A 23990-nucleotide genomic window follows, 5' to 3' on the forward strand; every position below is an offset into this window, starting at 1 on the left:
GAAGTACTCGAGTCACGTACCGAGACGATCGAGGAGCAGTCCGAGTAATGAGCGATGGATCAAGTGGGCCCCTCACAGGGATCAAGATCGGCAAGGCACCAGCCCACCGATCCAACGGGACACCTTCGAGCGTCACTCCGAGCAAAAGTGAGGTCGACATGACAACCAGTGATCAGATTTCCGAACACGCGTTGCCTGGCGGCAGCACGTCCACCAACGGATCGTCGAACGGCAGCAGCTTCGCCTCGGGTCGTCACCCGAGCCCCGATCGCCGCACGGCCATGGGCATCGCGTCCATCCGCATCGCGGGACGGCTGACCCAGAACGAGATCACCAGCCGCGACACGCGCCCGATGGATTCCTCCACCGGACCCGACGAGCTGCTGCAGCTCCTCGGTGAGTACCTCACCTCCGGTGGGCTCGCGAGCCCCGAGCTGCATGTGCGTTCCAACGGCACGACGGTGGTGCTCGATCTGCAGAACCCCGCCAAGGGCTTCCGCTGATCCTCCCCTGACACACGAGAAAGGCCCCCGGCATCGCCGGGGGCCTTTCTCGTGCTGTCGTCATCCGTCCCCGTGACGCACGAAGGCGACCCGAGAAGAAATCTCGGGTCGCCTCGTACTACTTCACGACGGACACAGTCGGGGGACGACCGCCGCGAAGAGAGTGTTCGTCCTCATGATCCCTGTGGAAAAGGATCAGGCGGGGGGCATCATGACCGAGTCGACCATGTAGACGGTCGCGTTGGCGGTCGTGACGCCACCGCACACCAGGTTGGAGTCGTTGAACTTCAGCGAATCGCCCTCGCCGGTGATGTTGACGGCCTGGCCCTCGACGGAGGTCTGCTCGCCGGCGATCGCGTCGGGCGCGAGCTGGCCGGGGATCACGTGGTACGTGAGGATCTTGGTGAGCAGCGCGGAATCGGTCTTCAGCGTCTCGATGGTGGCCGGATCGATCTTCGCGAACGCGTCGTCGGTCGGGGCGATGACGGTGAACTCGGAGCCGTTCAGCGTGTCGACCAGGTTGACGTCCGGGTTCAGTCCACCGGAGACCGCTGCGGTCAGGGTGGTGAGGATCGGGTTGTTGGAGGCGGCGACGGCGACCGGATCGGCAGCCATTCCGCTCACGGAGCCGGCGCCGTCCGGGACCTGCTCGGCGTAGGCTGCGCAGCCGGAGCCGATGAGGTTGGAGGCCGGGTCGGCACTCGAGTTCATCGCGGTGGAGGAGGACATGGCCGACGAGGTCATCGACTCCATGCTGCTGCTCGCGGTGGTCTCGGTGGTGCTGCTGCTGTCGTCGGACGAACATGCGGACAGTCCGAGGAGTGCAACTGCTGCGAAGCCGACTGCTACTGCACTCTTGCTCTTGGTGACGCTCATGGCGAGAACCCTTCTTGTACGGATCTGATAGCCGCTCACCGCCGGTGATGATCACCGGCCGCTGTCGGTTGTGTCATCCACCATTCGGATCCGGGTCCCATGGGGGATTGGTGACGGTTGTGAGAAAAATTCCGCACCAGTCACTTCGGGGTCCGACCAGCGATCACTCCCTCGGATCGGTACGCCCCGGCCCCAATTCGGCGGGCAGATCGGTCGGAAGGCAGGTTTCCTGTGTGGCCGTGAACCATCCGGTGTAGCGGAACAACCGCCCGAGCGTGCGGCCACGCACCTCGATGTCGATGCGGTGGCGCTGCTGCTCCTCGTCCCACCACTCGCGGCCGATGGTCTCCGCCGACAGAAGACCTGGCGGCTTGATCGACCCACGCGGAGCGAGGAACCGGGGCAGACCGCTGTCGAGCCGCAGACCACCGTCGGCGTCCGCGGAGCACTGGGTGTGCACCACCATGTCGGGTCCGGCACCGATGTAGTCGAGTGCGCCGCGCGATCCCACGACCATCACCGAGTCGAGTGCCACCTCGTGGCCGGGGAACTGGAACCGCCGGACGAACGCCAGCGTGGGCCTGCCCAGCTCGTCCGTGTACGCGTAGTTGGCGATGGTGAAGGGGATGTTCTCGCCCGAGTCGGAGGGGACCATCCGCCGCTTGCCACCGAGCCACAGGGCCGGCGGCGGCAGCAGCGGAGAGTGCGTGATGGTCTCCATGACACCGGTGCCGAACTGCGCCACATGATCGTCCGCACCGAAACCGAAGCGCCACTGCACCTTCGGGTGAAGCTTCTCGAACTCCGAGCCCATGACCTCGGACACGACGGATGTCATCGTCACTCCTCGCGCAGAACGCGGTCGCCGATCGACCGCCTGAACGCGAGGGTAGACCGTGTCAGCCCAGTTCCTCGGCCAGCTCCATCCAGCGCTCCTCGACGGAGTCCTTCTCCGCGACGACGGTGAGCAACTCGGCGTTCAGCGACTGCAACGTCGCCGGGTCCGTCGCCGCCTCGGCCAGCGAGACGTGCAGTGCGCGCACCCGATCGTCGAGCTTGACCAGAGAGCGCTCGAGCTTCGAGAGTTCCTTGCGAGCGGCGCGCTCGTCGGCACCGCCCTTGGCCGCGGCCGGCTTCGCTCCCCCGCCCGACGTCATTCCCGGAGCCGCGTCGTCGGCTGCGGCGATTCGCGCGCGACGCCGCAGGTACTCCTCGATGCCACCCGGCAGGTTGGTGAGCTTGCCGTCGCCGAACAGAGCCCACGTCGAGTCGCAGACGCGCTCGATGAGGTACCGGTCGTGACTGATGACGATCATGGTGCCGGCCCAGCCGTCGAGCAGATCCTCGAGCTGCTGCAGCGTGTCGATGTCGAGGTCGTTGGTCGGCTCGTCGAGGAGCAGGACGTTCGGCTCGGACATCAGCACGCGTGTCAGCTGCAGTCGACGGCGCTCGCCACCGGACAGGTCACCGACGGGCGTGCGCTGCCGTGCAGGCGTGAAGCCCAGCCGCTCGGCGAGCTGTCCGGCAGAGATCTCCCTGTCGCCCAACTGGATTCGTTCCGCGACGTCCTGGACCGCCTCGAGCACGCGCATCCCGACGGGCAGGTCGTCGAGCTCCTGGCGGAGCCAGCCGATGCGCACCGTCTTGCCCTCGATGCGGCGGCCCTTCGCGGGTTCGAGCTCGCCGGCGATGGTGCGGAGCAACGTCGTCTTGCCGGAGCCGTTGACGCCGACGAGACCGATGCGCTCCCCCGGCGCGAGGCGCCACGTGAAGTCCTCCACCAGTACGCGGCCGTCCGGGGTCGCCAGCGTGGCGTCCTCGAGCTCGATGACGATGCGGCCCAGCCGGGTCTGCGCGAACTTCGACAACGCGACCGAGTCGCGCGGCGGCGGCACGTCCGAGATGAGGGCCTCGGCGGCCTCGATGCGGTAGCGCGGCTTCGAGGTACGAGCGGGCGGGCCGCGGCGCAGCCAGGCCAGCTCCTTGCGGGCGAGGTTGCGGCGACGATCCTCCGCGGCATCTGCCTGGCGAGAGCGCTCCGCGCGAGCGAAGATCCAGTCGGCGTAGCCGCCCTCGTACGTCTCGACCTGACCGTTCACCACTTCCCAGGTGCGGGTGGCGACGGTGTCGAGGAACCACCGATCGTGGGTGACGACGACCAGTGCGGACCGCCGGTTCACCAGATGCTCCGCGAGCCACTGGACGCCCTCGACGTCGAGATGGTTGGTCGGCTCGTCGAGCACGAGCAGGTCGAGGTCCTGCACCAGCGCGGCGGCGAGCGCCGTGCGTCGGCGCTCACCGCCCGACAACTGCTCGACCGGTGCGTCGAGCCCGAGACCGGTGATGCCGATGCCGTCCAGAACGCTGCGGATCCGGGCGTCACCGGCCCACTCGTGCTCGGCGACACCGAGCGGTGCGAGGACGATGTCCCCGATGGTGGACCCGGGCGGCAGGACACCACGCTGCGTCACGACGGCCATCCGGAGTCCGCCCACGCGACTCACCCGGCCCGAGTCGGGCTGCTCGACGCCCGCGAGCACCTCGAGCATGGTGGTCTTGCCGTTGCCGTTCAGGCCCACGACGCCGATGCGCTCGTTCTCCTGGACACCGAGCGAGACTCCGTCGAGGAGCGGCTTCACGCCGAAGGATTTGGAGACCTGCTCCAGGTTGATCAGGTTGGCCATCAGTGTTGTCCCCGGTTCGTGTCGTTCTGGTCGCGTTCGGTGCGCACTCGCGCTCCACTCACCGGTCCACGTGCCACGCGTACCGTGCGGCAGACGCCGGCGCCGGACAGTTCCGCGCCGACCTCGACCGCATGGTCGGCAGAGGCGCAGAGGAAGGCGCAGGTGGGGCCGGACCCGGAGACGATGCCGGCGATGGCACCCGCCTCGGTGCCGGCGCGCAGGGTGCGGCGAAGGCCTGGTTCGAGGGACAGCGCCGCGGCCTGGAGGTCGTTGCCCAGGAGCGGCCCGACCCGCGCCGGATCGCCCGACGCCAGGGCCTGCATCAGCTCGTCGGGTGCGCCGAGGCGCGGCGGCGCTCCCCGTTCGCGCAGCCGGTCGAGTTCGCGGTAGACCGCGGGAGTCGAGAGGCCGCCCTTCGCGAGAGCGAGCACCCAGTGGAAGGAGTTGCGTGAGAGCACCGGCAGCAGCTTCTCGCCGCGACCCGTGCCGACGGCCGTGCCACCGGCGACGGAGAACGGGACGTCGCTGCCGAGCTGCGCCGCGAAGTCCATGATCTTCTCGCGGGACAGGCCGAGGTTCCAGAGCGCGTCCAGCGCGACGACGGTCGCGGCCGCGTCGGCGCTGCCCCCGGCCATGCCCCCCGCGACGGGAATGCCCTTGTCGATGCTGATGGCGACGGCCGGCCGACGACCGGCATGGGCGGCGACGAGTTCGGCCGCCTTCCACGCCAGGTTGGTGTGGTCGGTGGGAACGATGCCCGCATCGTCCCCGTACACGCTGACGGACAGTGTCTCCGCGGCCACGACGGAGACGTCGTCGACGAGGGAGAGCGCGTGGAAGACGGTAGTGAGTTCGTGGTAGCCGTCGGGGCGCAGGTCACCCACGGCAAGGTGCAGATTGACCTTGGCGGGAGCGCGGACCGAGACCGGCCGCGGAACGACTGTGAGCACGTCTCACCACTGTAGTCGGCGTGCGCCCGAGTACCGAACCGGATCGAGGACCCGAACTGTCCGCTGCCGGGTGCATCATGACGACATGCGCGAGACGTCCGCTCGACTGCTGGCTCTGCTGTCGTTGCTGCAGACCCGGCGCGACTGGTCCGGGGCCGATCTGGCCGAACGGCTGCAGATCACCCCGCGCACCGTGCGCCGTGACGTCGACCGGCTGCGGTCGCTGGGCTATCCGGTGGACGGAACGGTCGGCGTCGGCGGCGGGTATCGGCTGGGTGCCGGCGCGGAGATGCCACCCCTGCTGCTGACGGACGACGAGGTGATCGCCGTGGCGCTCGGGCTGCAGAGCGGCGCGTCCGCGTCCGTCACCGGCACCGCGGAGTCGTCGATCGGTGCCCTCACCAAGCTGCGGCAGGTGATGCCGTCACGGTTGCGTCACCGACTCGACGCACTGCAGATCGACGTCGTGCAGTCACGTCCGGTGCAGTCGAGCGTCGACGCGTCGGTACTGACGGCACTGGCGACCGTGTGTCAGAACCACGAACGCCTGCGGTTCGACTACCGCACCCACGGCGGGGACACCATGCGACGTGAGGTGGAGCCGTACCGGCTCGTACGGTCGGGGTTGCGGTGGTACCTCGTGGGCTGGGACCTCGCCCGTGAGGACTGGCGGTCGTTCCGCGTCGACCGCCTCGATCCGAAGGTGCCGACGGGGCCTCGCTTCACTCCTCGGGCCCTGCCCGAGGGCGGCGCCGCGGAGTTCGTGTCGAGGGGCATCGATCAGGCGTTCTCGGCCGCCCGCGGACGGGTCGTGCTGCACGTGCCGTTCGAACGGATCGAGGACCGCGTCGATCCGCAGTGGGGCACCCTCGCCCGGCTCGACGACGAGCGGTGCGAGGTCTCGATCACCGCGGACACCTACCCGTCGATGGCGCGGTGGCTCGCCGCCTTCGACGTGGACTTCACCGTGTGTGGTCCGCAGGAGTTGATCGACGCCTGCGAGGTCGAGTCACGGCGACTCGACCGTGTCGCCGCCCGATACGCCCGTGCCCGCGACGAGCACCGCCCGCGTCAGGACTCGTGACCACCGGTGGTCTGCGCCAGTCGGACGAACGCGGCGGCGTCGAGCGTCTCCCCGCGCGCCGACGGGTCGATCCCCGCCTCGACGAGCCGCGTCTCCGCCATGGCCGCCGATCCGGCCCACCCCGCCAGAGCCGCACGTAACGTCTTGCGCCGCTGCGCGAATGCCGCGTCCACGACGGCGAACAGAGTGCGGCGGAACGTCTCCTCCATCGGCCACTGCGGATTCTCGTGCCGATCGACGCGCACCAGACCCGACTCCACCTGCGGCACCGGCCAGAACACCGAACGGCCCACGGCGCCCGCGCGGCGGACGTCGCCGAAGTACGCGGCCTTCACACTCGGCACCCCGTAGGTCTTGCTGCCGGGAGGAGCCGCCAGCCGGTCCGCCACCTCCGACTGCACCATCACCAGCGCGGTGCGCAGGGTGGGGATCAAGGCGAGCAGGTGCAGCAGCACCGGCACCGCCACGTTGTACGGGAGGTTGGCGACCAGTGCGGTCGGCGCGCCGGGAATCTCGTCGCGGCGCACGCGCAGGGCGTCGGCACCGACCACCGCCAACCGGTCGACTCGCGACTCGGCGCGCTCGGCGACGGTCTGCGGAAGACGCTGCGCCAGTACGGGGTCGATCTCGACGGCGACCACGTCGTGCACGACGTCGAGCAACGCCAGGGTCAGCGATCCGAGTCCCGGCCCCACCTCGAGCACCGTGTCGTCCGGACCGACTCCGGCCGCGGTCACGATGCGTCGCACCGTGTTCGCGTCGTGGACGAAGTTCTGGCCGAGGGTCTTGGTGGGCCGGACGCCCAGCTCGGCCGCGAGGGTGCGCACCTCCGCGGGCCCCAGCAGGCGGACGCGTGCCGGACCGGCTGCGGAATCGGACGCCGGCGAATCGGACGTCGGCGGGGAGACGGGAGGTTCGGACACGGGTGGAGCGTATGTCAGCGCAGCCCGAGCCTGCTGGTGCAGGAGGGCCAGGCGCCCCAGCCCTGGGTGCGCTGGGTCTGCGACGCGATCGCGATCTGCTCCTCGCGGGTGGCCAGGTCGGCGCGCGCCGCGTACTTGAGCCCGCCCTGCCGCTCCCAGGTGTTCTGGTCGAACTGCACGCCGCCGAAGAAGCCGTTGCCCGTGTTGATGGCCCAGTTCCCGGTGGCCTCGCACTGCGCGAGGGCGTCCCAGACGGCGCCGTTCTCGACCGGCGGCACCTCGGTGCCGGGCTTGGCACCGACGCGCACGGTCTTGGCGACCGGCGGTGTCGTGACGTCGGCCTTCACGAGCGTGCGGGAGACCTCGACACCGTTGACCTTGTTCACCGAGTAGGTCGCGTTCTGCTCGCCCGGAGCGCCGGCGGACTCCTCGATCGTCTTGCTCATGTTCATCGTCGGGTCCTCGATGCGCTGATCCGGCGCGACGACGGGTTCGGTGACGCTGACGGTCTCCGTCCGATCGCGGGTCACCGTGACCACGGCGCCCTCGACGAGCGGCTCGTCCGCCGCGGGGGCGACCGTGTCGTTCTGTTCGAGAGGCGCACCGGCCGCGGCGAGGAACTCGCCGACGGTGGGTGCGGCGAGCCGCATCGGTGCGGGCGACGCGGCCCCGTCGGCGAGGGTCACGGACTTCGGCAGCACGACGTTGACGGAGGCACCGTCGAGCGGCAGCGGGTCGGACTCCGACTCGTCGATGTGGACGTCGGGAGCGATGCCCAACTGATCCTTGGCCTCGGCGACGGTGGAGGCGGTGGTCCACACCGTCGTCGGCGCACCGTCCACGGTGAGAGTCACCTCGCGGGCCCGCTTGAGTGTGACGGTCTCTCCGTCGGCGAGGGTCGCGTCCGCGGCGGGCGCGACCTCGTCCCGCTCGGTGGGCTGATAGCCGGCGGCCTCGAGGGCGCTGCGCACGTCGGTGGTCATCGTGGAGAGCTGGACCTGCTGCCCGTCGACGTCGATCGTGACGGTCTTGTGGCGGGCCACGGCGACGCTCGCTCCCACGACGAGTGTGGCGAGAAGCGCGGCCACCACGACGTACAGCAGGCGGGACCGGGCGGAGTTGAGTCTGGCGACGTGCGACATCGTCACCGCGCTCCCGCCCCGGTGGACACGACTGGTCGAACGGACATCACGGACGAATAACGCAACTTCGATTTCCTTGCCGGGTCGAGACGATTACGAGGCCGAGAGGCTCGCATCGGGGTCATACGATCACGATACGGTAACGAGCGGGCACAGGTTCGGCAACTTCGCGGCCTCGAGCAGCCCGTCGACCGTTCCTACCTTCCGGTAAGGGTCGTCGCGAGCCCCCCGGCCGATAGGGTCCGAGCCGACTGTTCACCTGCACCAGAACGGAAGGCTCTTCGTGAATCCGACCTCCCCACCGCGATCCGAACGCGGACGGTGGCCCCGACTGCGCCGCCTCCCGGCGATCACCGCCGTCGTGGCACTCGTCGCGTTGGTGCTCGCACCCGCAGCGCAGGCCCAGCCGGCGCCCCCGAGCCCGGTGGAGGGTCGCACGTTCGCCATCGCCACCGACGTGACCTTCGCACCGTTCGAGTTCCAGAACTCCGACGGCCAGTTCGTCGGCATCGACATGGACCTGATCCGAGCGATCGCGGAGGACCAGGGTTTCCAGGTCGACATCCGGCCCCTCGGGTTCGACGCGGCGTTGCAGGCAGTGCAGGCGAACCAGGCCGACGGCGTCATCGCCGGCATGACGATCACGCCGGCACGCGAGGCGGTGTTCGACTTCTCCGAGCCCTACTTCGAGTCCGGTGTGCAGATGGCCGTGCTCGAGAACTCGTCGATCACCTCGTACGACGATCTCTCCGGGCAGCAGGTCGCGGTCAAGAACGGCACCGAGGGCGCCGACTTCGCGGAGAGCATCAAAGCGCAGTACGGCTTCACGACGCGGTACTTCGCCGACTCCGCGAGCATGTACGACGAGGTGCGCACCGGGAACTCGGTCGCCGTGTTCGACGACTACCCGGTGCTGCAGTACGGCATCACCCAGGGGAACGGTCTGAAGACGGTCACAGAGAAGGAGTCCCCGAGCAACTACGGCTTCGCCGTGAACAAGGGCGCGAACCCCGAGCTGCTCGCCGCGTTCGACACCGGACTGGCCAACCTGCGGTCGTCCGGCCAGTACGACGAGATCCTCGGTACCTACATCGGCGCCGCGGCGGACGAGACGGACAACTCGATCCCCGGACTGATCAAGAGCGAGTACAAGGAACTGCTGAAGGGCCTCTGGCTCACCATCGTCCTGACGGTCATCTCCATCGTGCTGGCCCTGATCCTCGGCGCCGTCTTCGGACTCTTCCGGGTGTCGACGAAGGCGTGGCTGCGCGGGATCGGCGCCACCTATGTGGCCATCTTCCGCGGCACGCCACTGCTGGTGCAGGCCTTCTTCATCTACTTCGGCATTCCCGCCGCGCTCAGCTTCCAGATGTCGGCGTTCACCGCCGGCATCATCACGCTGTCGCTCAACGCCGGTGCGTACATGGCGGAGATCGTCCGTGGCGGCATCCTGTCGGTGGACAAGGGCCAGATGGAGGCCTCGCGCAGTCTCGGCATCAGCTACCTGACGTCCATGCGCAAGGTCGTGATGCCACAGGCGATCCGGACGATGATCCCGTCGTACATCAATCAGTTCGTCATCACGCTGAAGGACACCTCGATCCTGTCGGTGATCGGCCTCGCCGAACTCACCCAGTCGGGGCGGATCATCATCGCCCGCAACTTCCAGTCGTTCAACATGTGGCTGATCATCGGCGTCATGTACTTCGTCATCATCATGGCGTTGACGATGCTGTCGAACCGTCTCGAGAAGAGGATCAACAAGTGAGCACCGAGACCACCGCGCCCGACGCCGCTGCGGCCGAGGTCAAGATCCGCGCCATCGGACTGAAGAAGTCGTTCGGCGATCTCGAGGTGCTCAAGGGCCTCGACGTCGACGTCCACTCGGGCGAGGTGGTGTGTGTCATCGGCCCGTCCGGTTCCGGCAAGAGCACCTTCCTCCGGTGCCTCAACAAGCTCGAGGACATCACGGGCGGCACGGTCGTGGTCGACGGTTTCGACCTGACCGATCCGAAGGTGGACCTCGACTCCGTGCGCCAGCACATCGGCATGGTGTTCCAGCACTTCAACCTCTTCCCCCACATGAGCGTCATCGAGAACGTGATGCTCGCGCCCGTGGAGACGAAGAAGTCGGACAAGTCGAAGGCGCGCGAGAACGCCGTTCGTCTGCTGGCCCAGGTGGGCCTCGCCGACAAGGAGAACGCGAAGCCGGCGCAGTTGTCCGGTGGGCAGAAGCAGCGCGTCGCCATCGCACGTGCACTGGCGATGGACCCGGACATCATGCTGTTCGACGAGGCCACGAGTGCGCTGGACCCCGAGATGGTCGGCGAGGTCCTGCAGGTCCTCCGCGATCTGGCGAAGGGCGGCATGACGATGGTCGTCGTCACGCACGAGATGGGCTTCGCCCGCGAGGTGTCCGACCGTGTGATCTTCATGGCGGAGGGGTACATCGTCGAGGAGGGTTCGCCGGACGACCTGTTCGGCAACCCGCAGCACGAGCGAACGAAGGACTTCCTCGACAAGGTCCTGTGAGACGCGGGCCCCGCACCGAGAAGCCGCTACACCGACGAGAGGCACGACAGTGAGCGACGACCAAGAGATCATGCAGAAGATCACGGCGAAGATCGACGCTCGGTTGGGTGCGCAGACGAACGGTCTGCAGAACGAGGTGCCGCCCGGAGCGAGCACGCAGGACGACGACGAGGACGGTGAGCGCGGTCCCCTGGGCCGCGACTACCACCTCGCGGGCAAGTACGCGCAGGCTCTGGCCATCAACGAGCCCAGCGTGATCGACCGTGCCGAGTTCGATCGACTGGTGGAGACGTACGGAGACGACGACTGATCCGACGCCGCGACCCGATCGTGACCTGAGCATCGGTAACGATCGGGTGGTGGTCGCCGACACACCCTTCGACCGCCGAGCAGAACGCTCGGTACGGACACCCTGGAGGCCCGGTGACCACTCTCCCGCGTTCGATGGCCGTTCTCGCCGTGGCGGCCTGCGCCGCCGCCGCAGTGTCGTGCGGTTCCGCCGGTACGACCGGGACGGCGCTCCCTGCCGACGACCCGGCACCCTCGTCTTCCGCTCCGGCCCCCGCACCGGCACCCGCGCCGGAGACGAGGGTGGAGACGCAGACCGAGACGGTCACCGTGCCCGCACCCGCACCGGCGCAGCCGGCGCAGGTGGTGCCGTGCGTCGATCCAAGTTCGCTGAACGTGCGCACTGCCGTGGCGAATCTGGGTACCGACTCCCAGGGCGGGGTGTTCGTCATCGACGACCACACTCCCGGCACCAGCGCCGACGGGTGCCCGACGCTGGAGTGGGCGCGGGCGACGGGCACCGGCATCCGGAACGGGACGGTGCAGTCGCACGTCCTGTTCTTCACCAACTCGGGTGACTACCTCGGGACCGCCACGTCGGATGCGTACAGCTACACCTCGGTGGTCGGTGCGACCGACAGCACCGTCACGGTGCGCTACCGGTGGTTGAACCCCGACGACGCGTTCTGCTGCCCGTCGAACACCTCGTTCGTCGAGTTCGACCTCACGGGGAACACCATCACCCCGTACGGCGAGTTCCCGCCCCCTAACTAGACCAGCCGGTAGACCCGTTCCGCCGTGGCGGTCGCCGACGCCGCGACCTCGTCGGCAGTTCGGCCGGTCGCCTCGGCCAGCGCACGGGCCGTGTAGGGCAGGCAGTACGGCTCGTTCGGAGCACCTCGGAACGGATGCGGTGTCAGGAACGGCGCGTCGGTCTCGAGCAGGTACTGCCCGTCCGGGACCAGCTGCGCCGCCTCCCGCAGGTCGTGCGAGTTCTTGAAGCTCACGGTGCCGGAGAAGCTGAGCACGTACCCCGCGTCGACACACACCTGCGCCATCTCGGGACCCGACGAGAAGCAGTGGAAGATCACCGTCTCCGGCGCGCCCTCGTCGAGGAGCACCGCGAGAACGTCGTGGTCCGCGTCGCGGTTGTGGATCATCAACGGCTTGCCGACGCGCTTCGCCAGATCGATGTGCCAGCGGAAGCCCTCGACCTGCTCCTCCACCGCGGCGCAGCCGTCGAGCTTCCCCGGCCAGTAGTAGTCGAGACCGGTCTCCCCCACCGCCACCGTGCGCGGGTCGCGGGCGAGACGGTCGATCTCCGCGCGGACCTCGTCGGTGAGTACGTTCGCCCGCGTCGGGTGGATCGCGGTGGCGGCGTACACCCGGGAATCCCAGTGCGCCGCAGCGACAGCGAAACGGGCCGCGTCCAGGTCGTCCGCGACGGTGACGACGCGTCCGACGCCCACCGATGCGGAGCGATCGAGGATCGCCGCGACCGACGCTGCATCGGTGGCCCCGCACGCGTCGAGGTGCGTGTGCGCGTCCACGAGCGGTGCGAGCGGAGTGGGCAAGTCGGGGGCGGGACGGTCTCTCGGCACGAAAGATAGAGTAGGCGCACCATGACTGAGACCGGTTCGACCAAGCCTGCGTTCTACATCACGACCGCTATCGCCTACCCGAACGGTGATCCCCACATCGGCCACGCGTACGAGTACATCTCCACCGATGTCCTCGCTCGGTTCAAGCGGCTCGACGGGTTCGACGTGCGGTTCCTGACGGGAACGGACGAGCACGGTCTGAAAATGGCGCAGACGGCGTCGAAGGAGGGCATCTCCACCGCCGATCTGGCGCGCCGTAACTCGGACGCGTTCCAGGCCATGCAGGAGTCGCTGAAGATCACGTTCGACCGGTTCATCCGCACCACGGACGCCGACCACCTCGAGGCCAGCCGCGACCTGTGGCAGAAGATGACCGACAACGGCGACATCTACCTCGACTCGTACAGCGGGTGGTACTCGGTGCGGGACGAGGCGTACTACGCCGAGGGCGAGACCACGCTGCAGGACGACGGTTCCCGCATCGCGACCGAGTCGGGCACCCCGGTGGAATGGACGGAGGAGTCGACGTACTTCTTCCGGCTGTCCGCGTACCAGGACAAGCTGCTCGCACTGTACGAGGAGCGTCCCGACTTCATCCTCCCGGCGGGTCGCCGCAACGAGGTGGCGAGCTTCGTGAAGTCCGGTCTCAAGGACCTGTCGATCTCTCGGTCCACCTTCGACTGGGGTGTACAGGTTCCCGGCGATCCCGACCACGTCATGTACGTGTGGGTCGACGCGTTGACGAACTACCTCACCGGCGTCGGCTACCCCGACACCGACAGTGAGTCGTTCCGGAAGTTCTGGCCGGCCGACGTCCACATGATCGGCAAGGACATCGTGCGATTCCACGCCGTGTTCTGGCCGGCGTTCCTGATGTCGGCAGGTGTCGAGTTGCCGAAACGCGTTTTCGCGCACGGCTTCCTGACCAACAAGGGCGAGAAGATGTCCAAGTCGGTGGGCAACGTCGTCAGTCCGGCGGCCTTGATCGAGGAGTACGGCCTGGACTCGCTGCGCTTCTTCCTCCTGCGCGAGGTGTCGTTCGGACAGGACGGCAGCTACAGCCACGAGGCGATCGTCACCAGGATCAACGCCGACCTGGCCAACGAACTGGGGAACCTGGCTCAGCGGTCCCTGTCCATGGTGGCCAAGAACTGCGATGCGCAGGTGCCGACACCCGGCGAGTTCACCGCCGACGACGAGGCGATGCTCACTCGCGTCGATGCCCTTCACGCCGTGGTGCGCGGCCACATGGACGCCGTCGAGATGCACCTGGCGCTCGACGCGATCTGGTCGGTACTCGCGGAGACCAACCGCTACTTCTCGTCGCAGGAACCGTGGGTTCTGCGCAAGACGGATCCGGCCCGCATGGCGACGGTGCTGTACGTGACCCTCGAGGTGCTCCGCGTGACCGTCCTGCTGACCCAGCCGTTCATGCCCGACAGCACAGCGAAGCTGCTCGATCTGCTCGGTGTGACGGAACGCGAGTTCGACTCGCTGACAACGCGTCTCACGCCCGGCATCGCGCTGCCCAAGCCTACCGGCGTCTTCCCCCGCTACGTCGAACCGGAGGAGTGAGCGGACCGATCGGCGACCGTCGTACCGACCACGGCGAGCAGGATCACGGCCGTCACGGCCCCACTGACGACGGCCGACCCGGGTACCGCCGTGGCCGCGAGCACGGCGACACCGCCGACCGGCGTCACGACGTTCACCAGCCGTGACGACCGGCGGCGCATCGCCACCATCCAGAACCCCAGCACGAAGACCGCGACCGGAATCGTGATCGCGGCGGAGGACTGACGGTCCGACAGCACTCCGTCACCCTCGATGTGCGCGACGGCCACCTCGATACCCGCGGACACCGCGCCCGCCGCCGCGAACACGAAGTAGTGCGTGTAGCCGAAACTCAAGGAGCGGCCGAGTCTCGCCCCGACCGAATCCTCCTGCGACACCGAGAAGTACAGCCACCACATGCCGGCGACGACGACGAGCGTGGCCATCGCGAGGCCGACGAGTTCGACCGTGTGATCGTGTTCGTTGATGCCGCCGACAATGGCCGTCGCCGAGGCCAGCAACGACTCACCGAGCAGGATGAGGGTGAAGAGACCGTAGCGCTCGGCGATGTGCTCGCCGTGCAGCGGCGTCCGTCCCGCGCGCTCCGCCAGCACCGGGACGGCGAGCTCCGCGGCCACCAGCGCGACGAACCCGAGCACGGCGACGCTGTCGGGAAGCGCGAGCCGGGCGACCCACAACACCTGCACGACGGTGATGCCCACCGCGTATCGCATCGCAGTACCGCGGAACTCGTTGTTGCGCAGCCCCGCCCGTATCCACTGACTCACCATCGCCAGTCGCATCACGACATAGCCGATGGTCACCAGCGTGAAATCGTAGTCGATCATCGCGTCGGAGACACCGCTGGCCAGGATCAGTACGCCGGCCATCTGCACGATGGTGGTCACGCGGTACAGCCAGTCGTCGGTGTCGAACGACGTGGCGAACCATGTGAAGTTCATCCACGCCCACCAGATGGCGAAGAACACCATCGCGTAGGCACCGATGCCCGACGCGATGTGGTCCTCCTCCAGCAGATGGGCGAGTTCCACGGAGGCGAACGACACCGCGACGACGAAGACCAGGTCGAAGAACAGTTCCAGCGAACTCGCCGCTCGATGTTCCTCGTTCGGGTCCCGCGGAACCATCGGCCGCAGCGCGAGACTCACCCGTCGGCCAGCTTCTCGAGTTCCTCGAGCGCGGTGTCGAGATGCGTGAGCATGCGCTGCAGCGACGGCACGCTACGCCGATCTCCGACGAGCCCGAAGTTGACGTTGTCGGCGTTGGTCGCGAGCGTGATGTTGAGCGCCTGCCCGTCCAGCACGATCGACGCCGGGTAGACACCGTCGAGTTTCGCACCGTTCCAGTACATCTCGGTCTTCGGACCGGGCACGTTCGAGATGATCACGTTGAACGGAGGCGGTGTGTTGCGCACGAAGCCCGGCACCGGTGTGAGCAGCAGCGGGGCCATCACGGCCGCGCCGTAGCTGAGCGCCTGCAGTGGAGACAGGGTGCGCATCATCGCCTTCGACTCGTTCATCGACGAGACGACGGCGGCGAGTCGGCGTTCCGGATCGGGTTGATCGGTACCGAGGTTGCAGAGCACCGTGGTGACGGCGTTACCGCCGTCCGCGTCCGCGCCGGCCTCCCGCATGGACACCGGCACCATCGCGATCAGCGGCTGGTCGGGCAGTGCGTTGCGGTCGATGAGATAGGACCGCAGCGCCCCGGAGCACATCGTCAGCACCACGTCGTTCAACGTGACCCCCAGCGCTGCCGCGATGTCCTTCATCCTCGACTTGGACCACTGCTGCGAGGCGAAGCGGCGTGCCCCGCCGATCGGCACGTTGAGCATCGTCCGCGGCGCGGTCAGAGGCAGCACCATCTCGTTGCCGCGCAGCTTGTTCAGACCGATCCGGGCCGCGGCGGGTCCGACCCCGGCGAGCTCACCGGCCGCCTTGACGCCCGTGGACAGCAGCGACAGGACGCCACCGTCGTCGACCTTCGCCACCTCGGTGCTCTTCTTCTTCGGCCGCTCGAACAGCGCCGGGTCCCAGATCGGGCCGCAGTCACGGGCCTCGGGATCGGTGGTCAGGGTGCGCTCGAACAACTTGAGCGCTGAGACACCGTCGACCAGCGAGTGGTGGATCTTGCTGTAGAGCGCGACGCGGCCGTCGGCCAGGCCCTCGATGATGTGCAGCTCCCACATCGGGCGATGCCGATCGAGCGGCGCACTGTGCTCGGCGGAGATGTAGCGCAGCAGCTCGCGGATGCGGCCCGGCCGCGGCAGCATGATGCGCCGGACGTGATGCTCGAAGTCGAGCTCCTCGTCGTAGATCCAGCGCACGGTGCCCATGAAGTTCACCGGCGGCGCCGGCCGCTTGCGGAACAGTTTGTAGACGTCGGTGGCGGCCTGGAACGTCTCGTAGAGCTGCATCCCGAAGTCGTCGCCGGCGTCCTCCGGGGGCACGAACAGCTGCAGTCCCCCGACGTGCATGGGGTGCTCGCGCGTCTCGGCCAGTAGGAACATCGACTCTGTGACCGGCATGAAGGGCATGGGGGCGGACCTCTCTCGAACTGCGGAACCGCGTGGTCACGGTGCGGCTCACCTGCAGGTTCACTGTGCTACCCGGAAGTAACGAACCCACAACTATTGCGACAACGTGGGGTCACGGTGTGACCCCGGCAACAACTATTCCTCGAGAAGTGTTTCGTTTCGGCCCTATCGTGCGATTCCCAGTACGAGCAAGGAAGTGGAGGGCCACCCATGAGCATCGCCTCGGCCGAGATGACCGCACCGTCGTCGCTGACACGCACGTCCGCCAGTCGCCGGGTGCGACGCGCCCTCGGCGTCGGCACCGCCGTGGACCGCCAGGAGTTCGAGGGCGGCAGCATGCAGTCCAAGCTTCTCGCCGCGTACCTGCGCCGCACGGTCCGTCCCTTCCTGGGCGTGTGGGCCCGGACCCACAGCCTGCCGTGGCCCATGTCGATGGTCGACCAGGCCGGCCGACTCCTCCCACCCGTGGGTGACACCACCGTCGCGCCCGTGCGGCTCGACGAGTGCCGGGCCGAGTGGGTCCGCACGGACAGCCCGCGTCGTGTCGGTGCCGGCGGCAGGTCCGAGCGACCGACCCGCCGCGCGGACCGCGATCGCGTGATCCTGTATCTCCACGGCGGCGCGTTCGTGGTGTGCGGCCTCAACAGCCACCGCCGGCTCGTCTCGCGCATCGCTCAGTCCACCGGTGCCGACGTGCTGTCGGTCGACTACCGGATGATGCCCCGCAACCCCATCTCGCACGCGGTGGAGGACGGGGTCGACGGCTTCCGCTACCTGCTCGACGCGGGGTACCTGCCGGAGCAGATTTTCATCGCCGGTGACTCCGCCGGCGGCTACCTGGCCTTCATGGTGGCGCTCGCCCTGCAGAGCCAGGGTCTGCCGCCCGCGGGCGGCATCATCGCCCTGTCTCCGCTCACCGATCTCGATCCGACGCGGAAGATGCTGCATCCCAACGCGTCCCTGTGCTCGGTGTTCCCCAAGGGCGCCGTGCCGGCGCTCACCGAGCTGGCGGACGAGGTCGAGGCCCGCATCGTCGTGGACGGCAAGCGTGGTCCCCGCGTCTGCCCCGTCGACGCGGACCTGTCCGCCCTCCCGCCGGTCCTGATCCAGGTCGGATCCACCGAGATGGTCTACGCCGACTCCGAACTGATGGCGGAGCGCCTGGCGGACGCCGGAATCGAGTGCCGTCTCCAGGTGTGGCAGGACCAGGTGCACGTGTTCCACGCCGCGGACTTCGTTCCCGAGTCGGCGCGGGCGATCTCGGAGATCGCCGTCTTCGTCGACGAGCAGGTCCGCCGCGGCACAGTTCCCCTGGCCGGCACCGGGACATGATCACGACACCGACCCAAACCGCCCTGTAGGTGTGGACGGTCGGTTACATTCACGCCATGGCTGTCAGCGGAAACAGAGAAGTCGAGATCGAGGCACCACCGGCCGACGTGCTCGCGGTCATCGCGGACCTCGAGGGTCTGCCGGCCTGGTCGTCGATCCACAAGAAAGTCTCGGTACGCGAGCGTGACGATCAGGGTCGTCCCGTCCTCGCCGAGATGACCGTCGCCGTCATGGGATTCACCGACGAGCAGGTGCTGCGCTTCACGTGGTCCGACATGTCGGTGGCATGGGACGTCGTCGAGAGCACCCAGCAGAAGTCGCAGCACGCGGAGTACCGCCTCAGCGAGACCGACAAGGGCACCCACCTCGAGTTCGAGATCACGCTGGACCCAAAGATCCCCGTGCCGGGATTCATCGTCAAGCGCGGGACCAAGTCCGTCCTCGAGACGGCGACCGACGGACTGCGCCAGCAGGTCGTCGGCTGACGTCGCGGCGTCGGCGTCAGCCGCGCGCGGCCAGCACCGCTTCGTAGAGCGCACGCTTGGACACGTCCGCCGCCGTCGTGGTGGCCACCCGTGCGCACGCGTCCTTGAGGCCGAGCCCGGCGGACACGAGATCCTCCACCTCCGCGACGAGGTCGGCGGGATCCGCACTGACGGGCTCGGCTCCGGCCAGGACCACCGTGATCTCGCCGCGCACGCCGTCGGCGGCCCACGCGGCCAACTCCCCCAGCGTCCCTCGCTTCACTTCCTCGTAGGTCTTGGTCAACTCCCGGCACACCGCGGCGCGCCGATCGGGGCCGAGTACCTCGGACGCGTCGGCGAGGCAGTCCGCGATGCGGTGCGGGGCCTCGAAGAACACGACGGCGCGGCTCTCCGTCGTCAGCGTGCGCATCCACGCCTGCCGGGGACCACGCTTGCGAGGGGCGAACCCGTCGAAGCAGAAGCGCTCGACCGGCAACCCCGACAGGGCCAGTGCGGTGGTCACGGCGGACGGCCCGGGCAGGCAGGTCACGCCGATCCCCGCCTCTGCGCACGCGGCGACGAGTCGGTAACCCGGGTCGCTCACCGAGGGCATACCGGCGTCGGTGACCAGCAGGACCCGCCGTCCCTCGCGCATCTCGGCGAGCAACAGGGGAACCCGATCGACCTCGACCTGGTCGTAGAAACTGACGACGCGACCGGTGATCTGCACACCGAGAGCCGTGGCCAGGGACTTCGTGCGACGCGTGTCCTCCGCCGCGACGACATCGGCCGTGGCCAGTGCGTCGCGCAGTCGGGGCGACGCGTCTGCGGGGTCCCCCATCGGTGTCGCACCGAGTACCAGCACGCGTCGTCCTCATCTCGCTCGTCGGTCACGACCGCGGTCGCCGTCGGCATCTAGCCTACGATCGAATCGTGACCCTCGTGACCGCGCGTATCCCCACCGGTCGCGACGGTTCCGACGAGTACCTCACCGCGCCGCGCCCGGCTCTCCCGCCCGCAGTGTTCGGGCCCACCGACCGCATGCGCGGATGGATCGTCACCGCGGTCCTCACGGTCCTCGCGGCCGTCACCCGCTTCACGATGCTCGGCTATCCGACCGACGCGGGCACCCCGGTATTCGACGAGAAGCACTACGCCCCGCAGGGCTACCAGGTGCTCACCGGCGGCGGCGTCGAGGACAACCCGGCCTACGGCCTCGTCGTCCACCCGCCCGTCGGCAAGCAGCTGATCGCCGTCGGCGAGGCACTGTTCGGCTACACCGGATGGGGTTGGCGGCTGTCGTCGGCCGTCTTCGGTGTGATCCTCGTTCTCCTCGTCGTCCGCATCGTGCGCCGCATGACGCGCTCGACGCTGCTGGGCGCGATCGCCGGGATCCTCATGATCGTGGACGGTGTCACGTTCGTGACGTCCCGAGTCGGCATGCTCGACATCTTCATGGTCGTGTTCGTCGTCGCCGCGTTCGGCGCTCTGGTCCGCGACCGGGACGACGTCCGGGAGCGGTTGCACCGGGTCGCCGTCGAGGGCCGCATGGAGATGACCACGTGGGGCCCGCGTCTCGGCGTCCGCTGGTGGCGGTTCGGCGGCGGACTCCTGCTCGGTCTGGCGTGCGGAACGAAGTGGTCGGGCATCTACTTCGTCGCGTTCTTCGGACTGCTCAGCGTCGCCTTCGACGTCGCGGCGCGTCGCCAGTACGGGGTCACCCGGCCGTGGGTCGGCACCGCCGTGCGCGACGTCGGACCCGCGCTGTACGCGCTGGTGGCGATTCCGCTCGTCGTCTATCTGGCCACCTACGCCGGCTGGTTCGCGAGTGAGACCGGCGTCGACCGGAACGCCGTGGGCACCGACATCGGGACGGGCGGACCGTTCTCGTTCGTGCCCGCCGCTCTGCGCTCGCTCTGGTACTACAGCGGCAACGTCCTCGACTTCCACGCCGGACTGACCAACTCGGCCGGTAACCGCCACCCGTGGGAGTCGAAGCCGTGGACGTGGCCGATGGGTCTGCGGCCGATGCTCTACTACTTCGCCGACGGGCAGCAGATCACCGGTTGTTCGACGGGCGGCAACTGCGTCAAGGCCGTCATGCTCATCGGCACGCCTGCTCTGTGGTGGGTCGCGTTCCCGATGCTCGGCTGGGCGCTGTGGAGCACCGTGGCCCGCCGCGACTGGCGCTACGCCGCCGTGCTCGTCGGCTACGGCGCCGGCATCCTGCCGTGGTTCCTGACCCTCGACCGTCAGATGTACTTCTTCTACGCCGCGGCGCTCGCGCCCTTCCTCGTCATGGGCGTCACCCTGGTCCTCGGCGACATCCTCGGGCGAGGACTCCGCGGTGGGCAGGGTCGCGAGCGCCGCACGCTCGGTCTGCTGCTGGTCTCGCTGTACGTCGCCGTGGTGATCGCCAACTTCGTGTGGCTCTGGCCGATCCTCACGGGTCTGCCCATCAGTCAGGAGACGTGGCAGCAGCAGCTCTGGCTGCCGAGCTGGCGCTGACCGCTCAGAGCTCGGTGCGCCCGGCCTTCGTCAGCCGGAGACGTCGACGACGTTGCGTGAGCACCAGTGGATCGTGCGACAGGTCGCGGTAGAGCGACACCGACAGCCCGATCATGACCAGCACGAACGGCGCCGCGGCGATGATTGTCATGGTCTGCAAGCCGTTGAGCGCGTCCGCGCCGCCCGTCCACAGGATGATCGCGGCGGTGCCACCGGTGATGGCTCCCCAGAACACGACGACCCAGCGGCTGGGCTCGAGGGTTCCGCGCTGACTGAGGGTGCCCATGACCATGGACGCCGCGTCGGCACCGGAGACGAAGAAGACGGCCACGAGAATCATCACGACGACCGTCGACAGCCCGAAGAGCGGCAGGTTCTCGAGCATGCCGAACAGCTGAGACTCGCTGCTGGCGCGCGCGGCCAGGTCGATGCCGTCGCGCTGTTCGCCGATACCGGCTCCGCCGAAGATCGAGAACCACACCAGGCTCACGGCACTCGGGATCACGATGACACCGATGATGAACTCACGAACGGTGCGGCCACGGCTGATGCGGGCGAGGAACATGCCGACGAAGGGGGTCCAGGAGACCCACCAGGCCCAGTAGAAGATCGTCCACGACGACAGCCACGACGCGGTCTCCGGATCGGACGACGCCGCCGAGCGAGCCGACATGTGGAACAGCTGGCTCGCGTAGTCGCCGATGGTGGTGGGAATCAGGTTGAGGATCAACACCGTCGGGCCCAGCACGAACACGAAGAGTGCGAGGACGAGTGCCAGCACCATGTTGATGTTGGACAGCCACTGGATGCCCTTGGCGACGCCGGAGACCGCGGACGCGACGAAGGCGAGGGTCAACAGCGCGACGATGGCGACGAGCAGGAGCGTGCCGGCCTCACCGAGCCAGCCGATGACCTCGACACCCGAACCGATCTGCAGCGCACCGAGTCCGAGGGAGGCGGCGGTACCGAACAGCGTCGCGAAGATGGCGAGGATGTCGATGACCTTGCCGATCGGGCCCTCGGCGCGGCGACCGAGGAGCGGGAGGAAGGCGGAGCTGATGAGCTGACGACGGCCGCGGCGGTAGGTGCTGTACGCGACGGCGAGACCCATGACGGCGTAGATGGACCACGGATGCAGGCTCCAGTGGAACATCGTGGTGGCCATGGCCGTTCCGACACTGCTGTCGGTGCCGGGCGGCGGCGTGACGAAGTGCGTCAGCGGCTCGGAGACGCCGTAGAACATCAACCCGATGCCCATGCCGGCGCTGAACATCATGGCGATCCAGCTGACGGTCTTGAACTCCGGCTTCTCCCCGTCCTTGCCGAGCGGGATACGTCCGTACTTCGACATCGCCAGGTAGATGCAGAAGAGCACGAAACCGGTGGCGGAGATGATGAACAGCCAGCCCATGTTGGTGACGAGCCAGTCCAGCATCGAGGACGTCACGTTCTCGAGGCTCGTCGGTCCGGCCAGTCCCCAGACGATGATGCCCGTGACGACGGCTGCCGCGACGCCGAACACCACGGGGTCGAGGGTGGCGCGCCGCGGCGCCGGTTCCTGCGACCCGGGGTCCTGCGCATCGGGGTGCGCGGAGGTGGGCAGCACGGCAGATGCCGCGGACGACGGAACGTCCGCGGCATCATCGCGTGGGGTGTCAGCCGGTCCTGTGTCCGTGTCCATACGCGATGTCATGAGACGTCACGTTGCTCGCCTCGACGCCCCGGTGCAAGTTCACAGACTGTTTTCGCAGGTCAGGACGATACGCGTGCACGTGACTTCGGACGGCGGAATGCGCGGTCGACACTGTACGTGCCCGAGCCGACTGCCGCGAGGAGAAGCGCTCCGGCGCCGAGTGCGACGACCAGTTCCCAGCCGCCCTCGCCGACGAACACGCCCTTGTCGAGGTGCACGAAGACGAGCGCGCCGACCATGTCGGCGACCAGCAGCAGAGCCGCGACGGACGTCAGCACGCCCAGGATCAGAGCGGCTCCACCGATGAGCTCGACGAAGGTGGCGAAGTACGCCGACACCTGCGGGGCCGGAATGCCCATGCCCTCGAAGCCGGCGGTGGTGGCATCGAGCCCGTTGGTACGCAGTTTCTGCCACCCGTGGGCGACGAACACGACGCCCAGGGCGATGCGCGCGACGAGTGCGGCGATGTCTCGAACGACGACAGGTGTCTTCACAGTGATCCTCTGATGGGTCGGGGTGGATTCGGGATCACGATGACACACTTAGGTTGAAGCGTCAACCTTGGTGGTGTCAGGAGTCCGTGAGCGCCGTCCGGACGTAGCGCAGAGCCACCTCGTCGTCGATGCCGGCGCGACGCGCCGCGCGGACGTACTCCGTGGCCGCGAGTTGCACTGCCCCTGCCGAAGGATCGCCGCCGGCCGCCACGAAGGTGCCCGACCGCCCCCGGGTCTCGATCACGCCGTCCTTCTCGAGTTCGCGGTACGCCTTCGCCACCGTGTTGGGAGCGAGGTCCAGCGTCGCCGCGAGAGCTCGCACCGTCGGCAGTTTCGATCCCGCGATGAGCTGCCCCGACCGCACCGCGGCCACGATCTGCGACCGCACCTGGTCGAACGGCGCCGTCCCCGACGCACCGTCGATCGTGAACCTCATCGGTCCCACTCCCGCCATACTTGCTCCATGTCCGTCACGATCTATCACAACCCCCGGTGCTCGACGTCCCGCAACGTACTCGCGGCCATCCGCGACGCGGGGGTGGAGCCGACCATCGTGCCCTACCTGACCACCCCGCCGGACGAGGCGACGTTGCGAGCCCTCATCTCCGATGCCGGCCTCACCCCGCGCACCGCTGTGCGCAAGCGCGAGACACTGTACAAGGAAATCGATCTCGCGAATGCCGACGACGAGACGGTCCTGCGCGCCATGCTGACGCATCCGGTACTCATCGAGCGGCCCTTCGTGGTCGGCGAGAAGGGCACCGTCCTGGCGCGCCCGGCGGCCACGGTGAGCACGGTCCTCTAG

General features: G+C 68.2%; 24 protein-coding genes. 11 read left to right on the plus strand and 13 right to left on the minus strand.

Annotated elements, in window-relative coordinates; genetic code table 11:
- The first annotated feature begins 158 nt into the window (after positions 1-158).
- Positions 159-503: a hypothetical protein gene (locus HQ312_RS08045; protein WP_231476131.1), complete on the plus strand. Its 345-nt coding sequence runs from the start codon at positions 159-161 to the stop codon at positions 501-503.
- Positions 504-698: 195 nt separating this feature from the next.
- Here the strand turns inward: HQ312_RS08045 and HQ312_RS08050 are convergent, their stop codons facing one another.
- From HQ312_RS08050 to HQ312_RS08065, 4 genes are all read right to left on the minus strand, one after another.
- Positions 699-1379, minus strand: a complete 681-nt coding sequence (locus tag HQ312_RS08050) for a fasciclin domain-containing protein (protein WP_222627570.1) — start codon at positions 1377-1379, stop codon at positions 699-701.
- A gap of 163 nt (positions 1380-1542) precedes the next feature.
- Positions 1543-2217, minus strand: coding sequence for a DUF4166 domain-containing protein (locus HQ312_RS08055; RefSeq protein ID WP_027504082.1), 675 nt, complete (start codon positions 2215-2217; stop codon positions 1543-1545).
- Between the two features lie 61 nt (positions 2218-2278).
- Positions 2279-4063, minus strand: a complete 1785-nt coding sequence (locus HQ312_RS08060; protein ID WP_027504083.1) for an ABC-F family ATP-binding cassette domain-containing protein — start codon at positions 4061-4063, stop codon at positions 2279-2281.
- Entirely contained in the window at positions 4063-5013 is a 951-nt protein-coding gene (locus tag HQ312_RS08065) for a 4-(cytidine 5'-diphospho)-2-C-methyl-D-erythritol kinase (protein WP_027504084.1), read from the minus strand. Before HQ312_RS08065 ends, HQ312_RS08060 begins: the two co-directional genes overlap by 1 nt.
- A gap of 85 nt (positions 5014-5098) precedes the next feature.
- Here HQ312_RS08065 and HQ312_RS08070 point away from each other — a divergent pair, with 85 nt between their 5' ends.
- Positions 5099-6097: a YafY family protein gene (locus tag HQ312_RS08070; protein ID WP_027504085.1), complete on the plus strand. Its 999-nt coding sequence runs from the start codon at positions 5099-5101 to the stop codon at positions 6095-6097.
- Here the strand turns inward: HQ312_RS08070 and rsmA are convergent.
- On the minus strand, positions 6085-6942 hold the full coding sequence (rsmA, locus tag HQ312_RS08075; RefSeq protein WP_261782163.1) for a 16S rRNA (adenine(1518)-N(6)/adenine(1519)-N(6))-dimethyltransferase RsmA: 858 nt from the start codon (positions 6940-6942) through the stop codon (positions 6085-6087). The genes HQ312_RS08070 and rsmA overlap by 13 nt on opposite strands.
- A 92-nt stretch (positions 6943-7034) precedes the next feature.
- The gene (locus HQ312_RS08080) at positions 7035-8162 is read right to left on the minus strand and encodes a resuscitation-promoting factor (RefSeq protein ID WP_222629006.1); all 1128 of its coding nucleotides are present in this window, start codon (positions 8160-8162) and stop codon (positions 7035-7037) included.
- Positions 8163-8541: 379 nt separating this feature from the next.
- Between HQ312_RS08080 and HQ312_RS08085 the strand changes: the two genes are divergently transcribed.
- The 4 genes from HQ312_RS08085 (at position 8542) to HQ312_RS08100 (ending at position 11756) form a co-directional block, all read left to right on the plus strand.
- Positions 8542-9930 carry an amino acid ABC transporter substrate-binding protein/permease gene (locus HQ312_RS08085; RefSeq protein ID WP_373425295.1) on the plus strand — a complete coding sequence of 463 codons (1389 nt, stop codon included), beginning with the start codon at positions 8542-8544 and terminating at the stop codon, positions 9928-9930.
- Positions 9927-10694: an amino acid ABC transporter ATP-binding protein gene (locus tag HQ312_RS08090; protein WP_082544604.1), complete on the plus strand. Its 768-nt coding sequence runs from the start codon at positions 9927-9929 to the stop codon at positions 10692-10694. Before HQ312_RS08085 ends, HQ312_RS08090 begins: the two co-directional genes overlap by 4 nt.
- Positions 10695-10743: 49 nt before the next feature.
- Complete coding sequence (locus tag HQ312_RS08095; protein ID WP_027504090.1) at positions 10744-11004, plus strand: hypothetical protein; 261 nt, start codon at positions 10744-10746, stop codon at positions 11002-11004.
- Between the two features lie 113 nt (positions 11005-11117).
- Entirely contained in the window at positions 11118-11756 is a 639-nt protein-coding gene (locus HQ312_RS08100; RefSeq protein ID WP_222638296.1) for an LppP/LprE family lipoprotein, read from the plus strand.
- Here the strand turns inward: HQ312_RS08100 and HQ312_RS08105 are convergent.
- Positions 11753-12583: a TatD family hydrolase gene (locus HQ312_RS08105; protein ID WP_222638297.1), complete on the minus strand. Its 831-nt coding sequence runs from the start codon at positions 12581-12583 to the stop codon at positions 11753-11755. The two genes, HQ312_RS08100 and HQ312_RS08105, sit on opposite strands and share 4 nt — an antisense overlap.
- Before the next feature lie 21 nt (positions 12584-12604).
- Between HQ312_RS08105 and metG the strand changes: the two genes are divergently transcribed.
- Positions 12605-14158 (plus strand): methionine--tRNA ligase, encoded by a 1554-nt coding sequence (gene metG / locus HQ312_RS08110; RefSeq protein WP_222638298.1) that lies wholly within the window; start codon positions 12605-12607, stop codon positions 14156-14158.
- Here metG and HQ312_RS08115 read toward each other — a convergent pair.
- The gene (locus HQ312_RS08115) at positions 14137-15306 is read right to left on the minus strand and encodes a low temperature requirement protein A (RefSeq protein ID WP_308123850.1); all 1170 of its coding nucleotides are present in this window, start codon (positions 15304-15306) and stop codon (positions 14137-14139) included. The two genes, metG and HQ312_RS08115, sit on opposite strands and share 22 nt — an antisense overlap.
- Entirely contained in the window at positions 15303-16694 is a 1392-nt protein-coding gene (locus HQ312_RS08120; protein ID WP_056447074.1) for a wax ester/triacylglycerol synthase family O-acyltransferase, read from the minus strand. Before HQ312_RS08120 ends, HQ312_RS08115 begins: the two co-directional genes overlap by 4 nt.
- A gap of 336 nt (positions 16695-17030) precedes the next feature.
- Here HQ312_RS08120 and HQ312_RS08125 point away from each other — a divergent pair, with 336 nt between their 5' ends.
- A complete protein-coding gene (locus HQ312_RS08125) occupies positions 17031-18026 on the plus strand; it encodes an alpha/beta hydrolase (protein ID WP_374198284.1) in 996 nt (331 codons plus the stop codon).
- Positions 18027-18082: 56 nt separating this feature from the next.
- Complete coding sequence (locus HQ312_RS08130) at positions 18083-18511, plus strand: SRPBCC family protein (RefSeq protein WP_027504095.1); 429 nt, start codon at positions 18083-18085, stop codon at positions 18509-18511.
- A 16-nt stretch (positions 18512-18527) separates the two neighbouring features.
- On the opposite strand, the gene rsmI is transcribed toward HQ312_RS08130, so the two are convergent.
- Positions 18528-19355, minus strand: coding sequence for a 16S rRNA (cytidine(1402)-2'-O)-methyltransferase (rsmI, locus tag HQ312_RS08135; RefSeq protein ID WP_027504096.1), 828 nt, complete (start codon positions 19353-19355; stop codon positions 18528-18530).
- A 176-nt stretch (positions 19356-19531) separates the two neighbouring features.
- Between rsmI and HQ312_RS08140 the strand changes: the two genes are divergently transcribed.
- Positions 19532-20998 (plus strand): dolichyl-phosphate-mannose--protein mannosyltransferase, encoded by a 1467-nt coding sequence (locus HQ312_RS08140; RefSeq protein ID WP_222629038.1) that lies wholly within the window; start codon positions 19532-19534, stop codon positions 20996-20998.
- Positions 20999-21002: 4 nt separating this feature from the next.
- Here the strand turns inward: HQ312_RS08140 and HQ312_RS08145 are convergent, their stop codons facing one another.
- The 3 genes from HQ312_RS08145 to HQ312_RS08155 form a co-directional block, all read right to left on the minus strand.
- Positions 21003-22691, minus strand: a complete 1689-nt coding sequence (locus HQ312_RS08145) for a BCCT family transporter (RefSeq protein ID WP_261781633.1) — start codon at positions 22689-22691, stop codon at positions 21003-21005.
- Positions 22692-22750: 59 nt separating this feature from the next.
- Positions 22751-23185 carry a DoxX family protein gene (locus HQ312_RS08150; RefSeq protein WP_222638299.1) on the minus strand — a complete coding sequence of 145 codons (435 nt, stop codon included), beginning with the start codon at positions 23183-23185 and terminating at the stop codon, positions 22751-22753.
- A 76-nt stretch (positions 23186-23261) separates the two neighbouring features.
- Entirely contained in the window at positions 23262-23621 is a 360-nt protein-coding gene (locus HQ312_RS08155) for a GntR family transcriptional regulator (protein WP_027504099.1), read from the minus strand.
- Positions 23622-23648: 27 nt separating this feature from the next.
- On the opposite strand from HQ312_RS08155, the gene arsC reads away from it, so the two are divergent.
- Entirely contained in the window at positions 23649-23990 is a 342-nt protein-coding gene (arsC, locus tag HQ312_RS08160; RefSeq protein ID WP_222638300.1) for an arsenate reductase (glutaredoxin), read from the plus strand.

The organism is Rhodococcus sp. BP-316 (assembly GCF_019836105.1).
GTDB lineage: Bacteria > Actinomycetota > Actinomycetes > Mycobacteriales > Mycobacteriaceae > Rhodococcoides.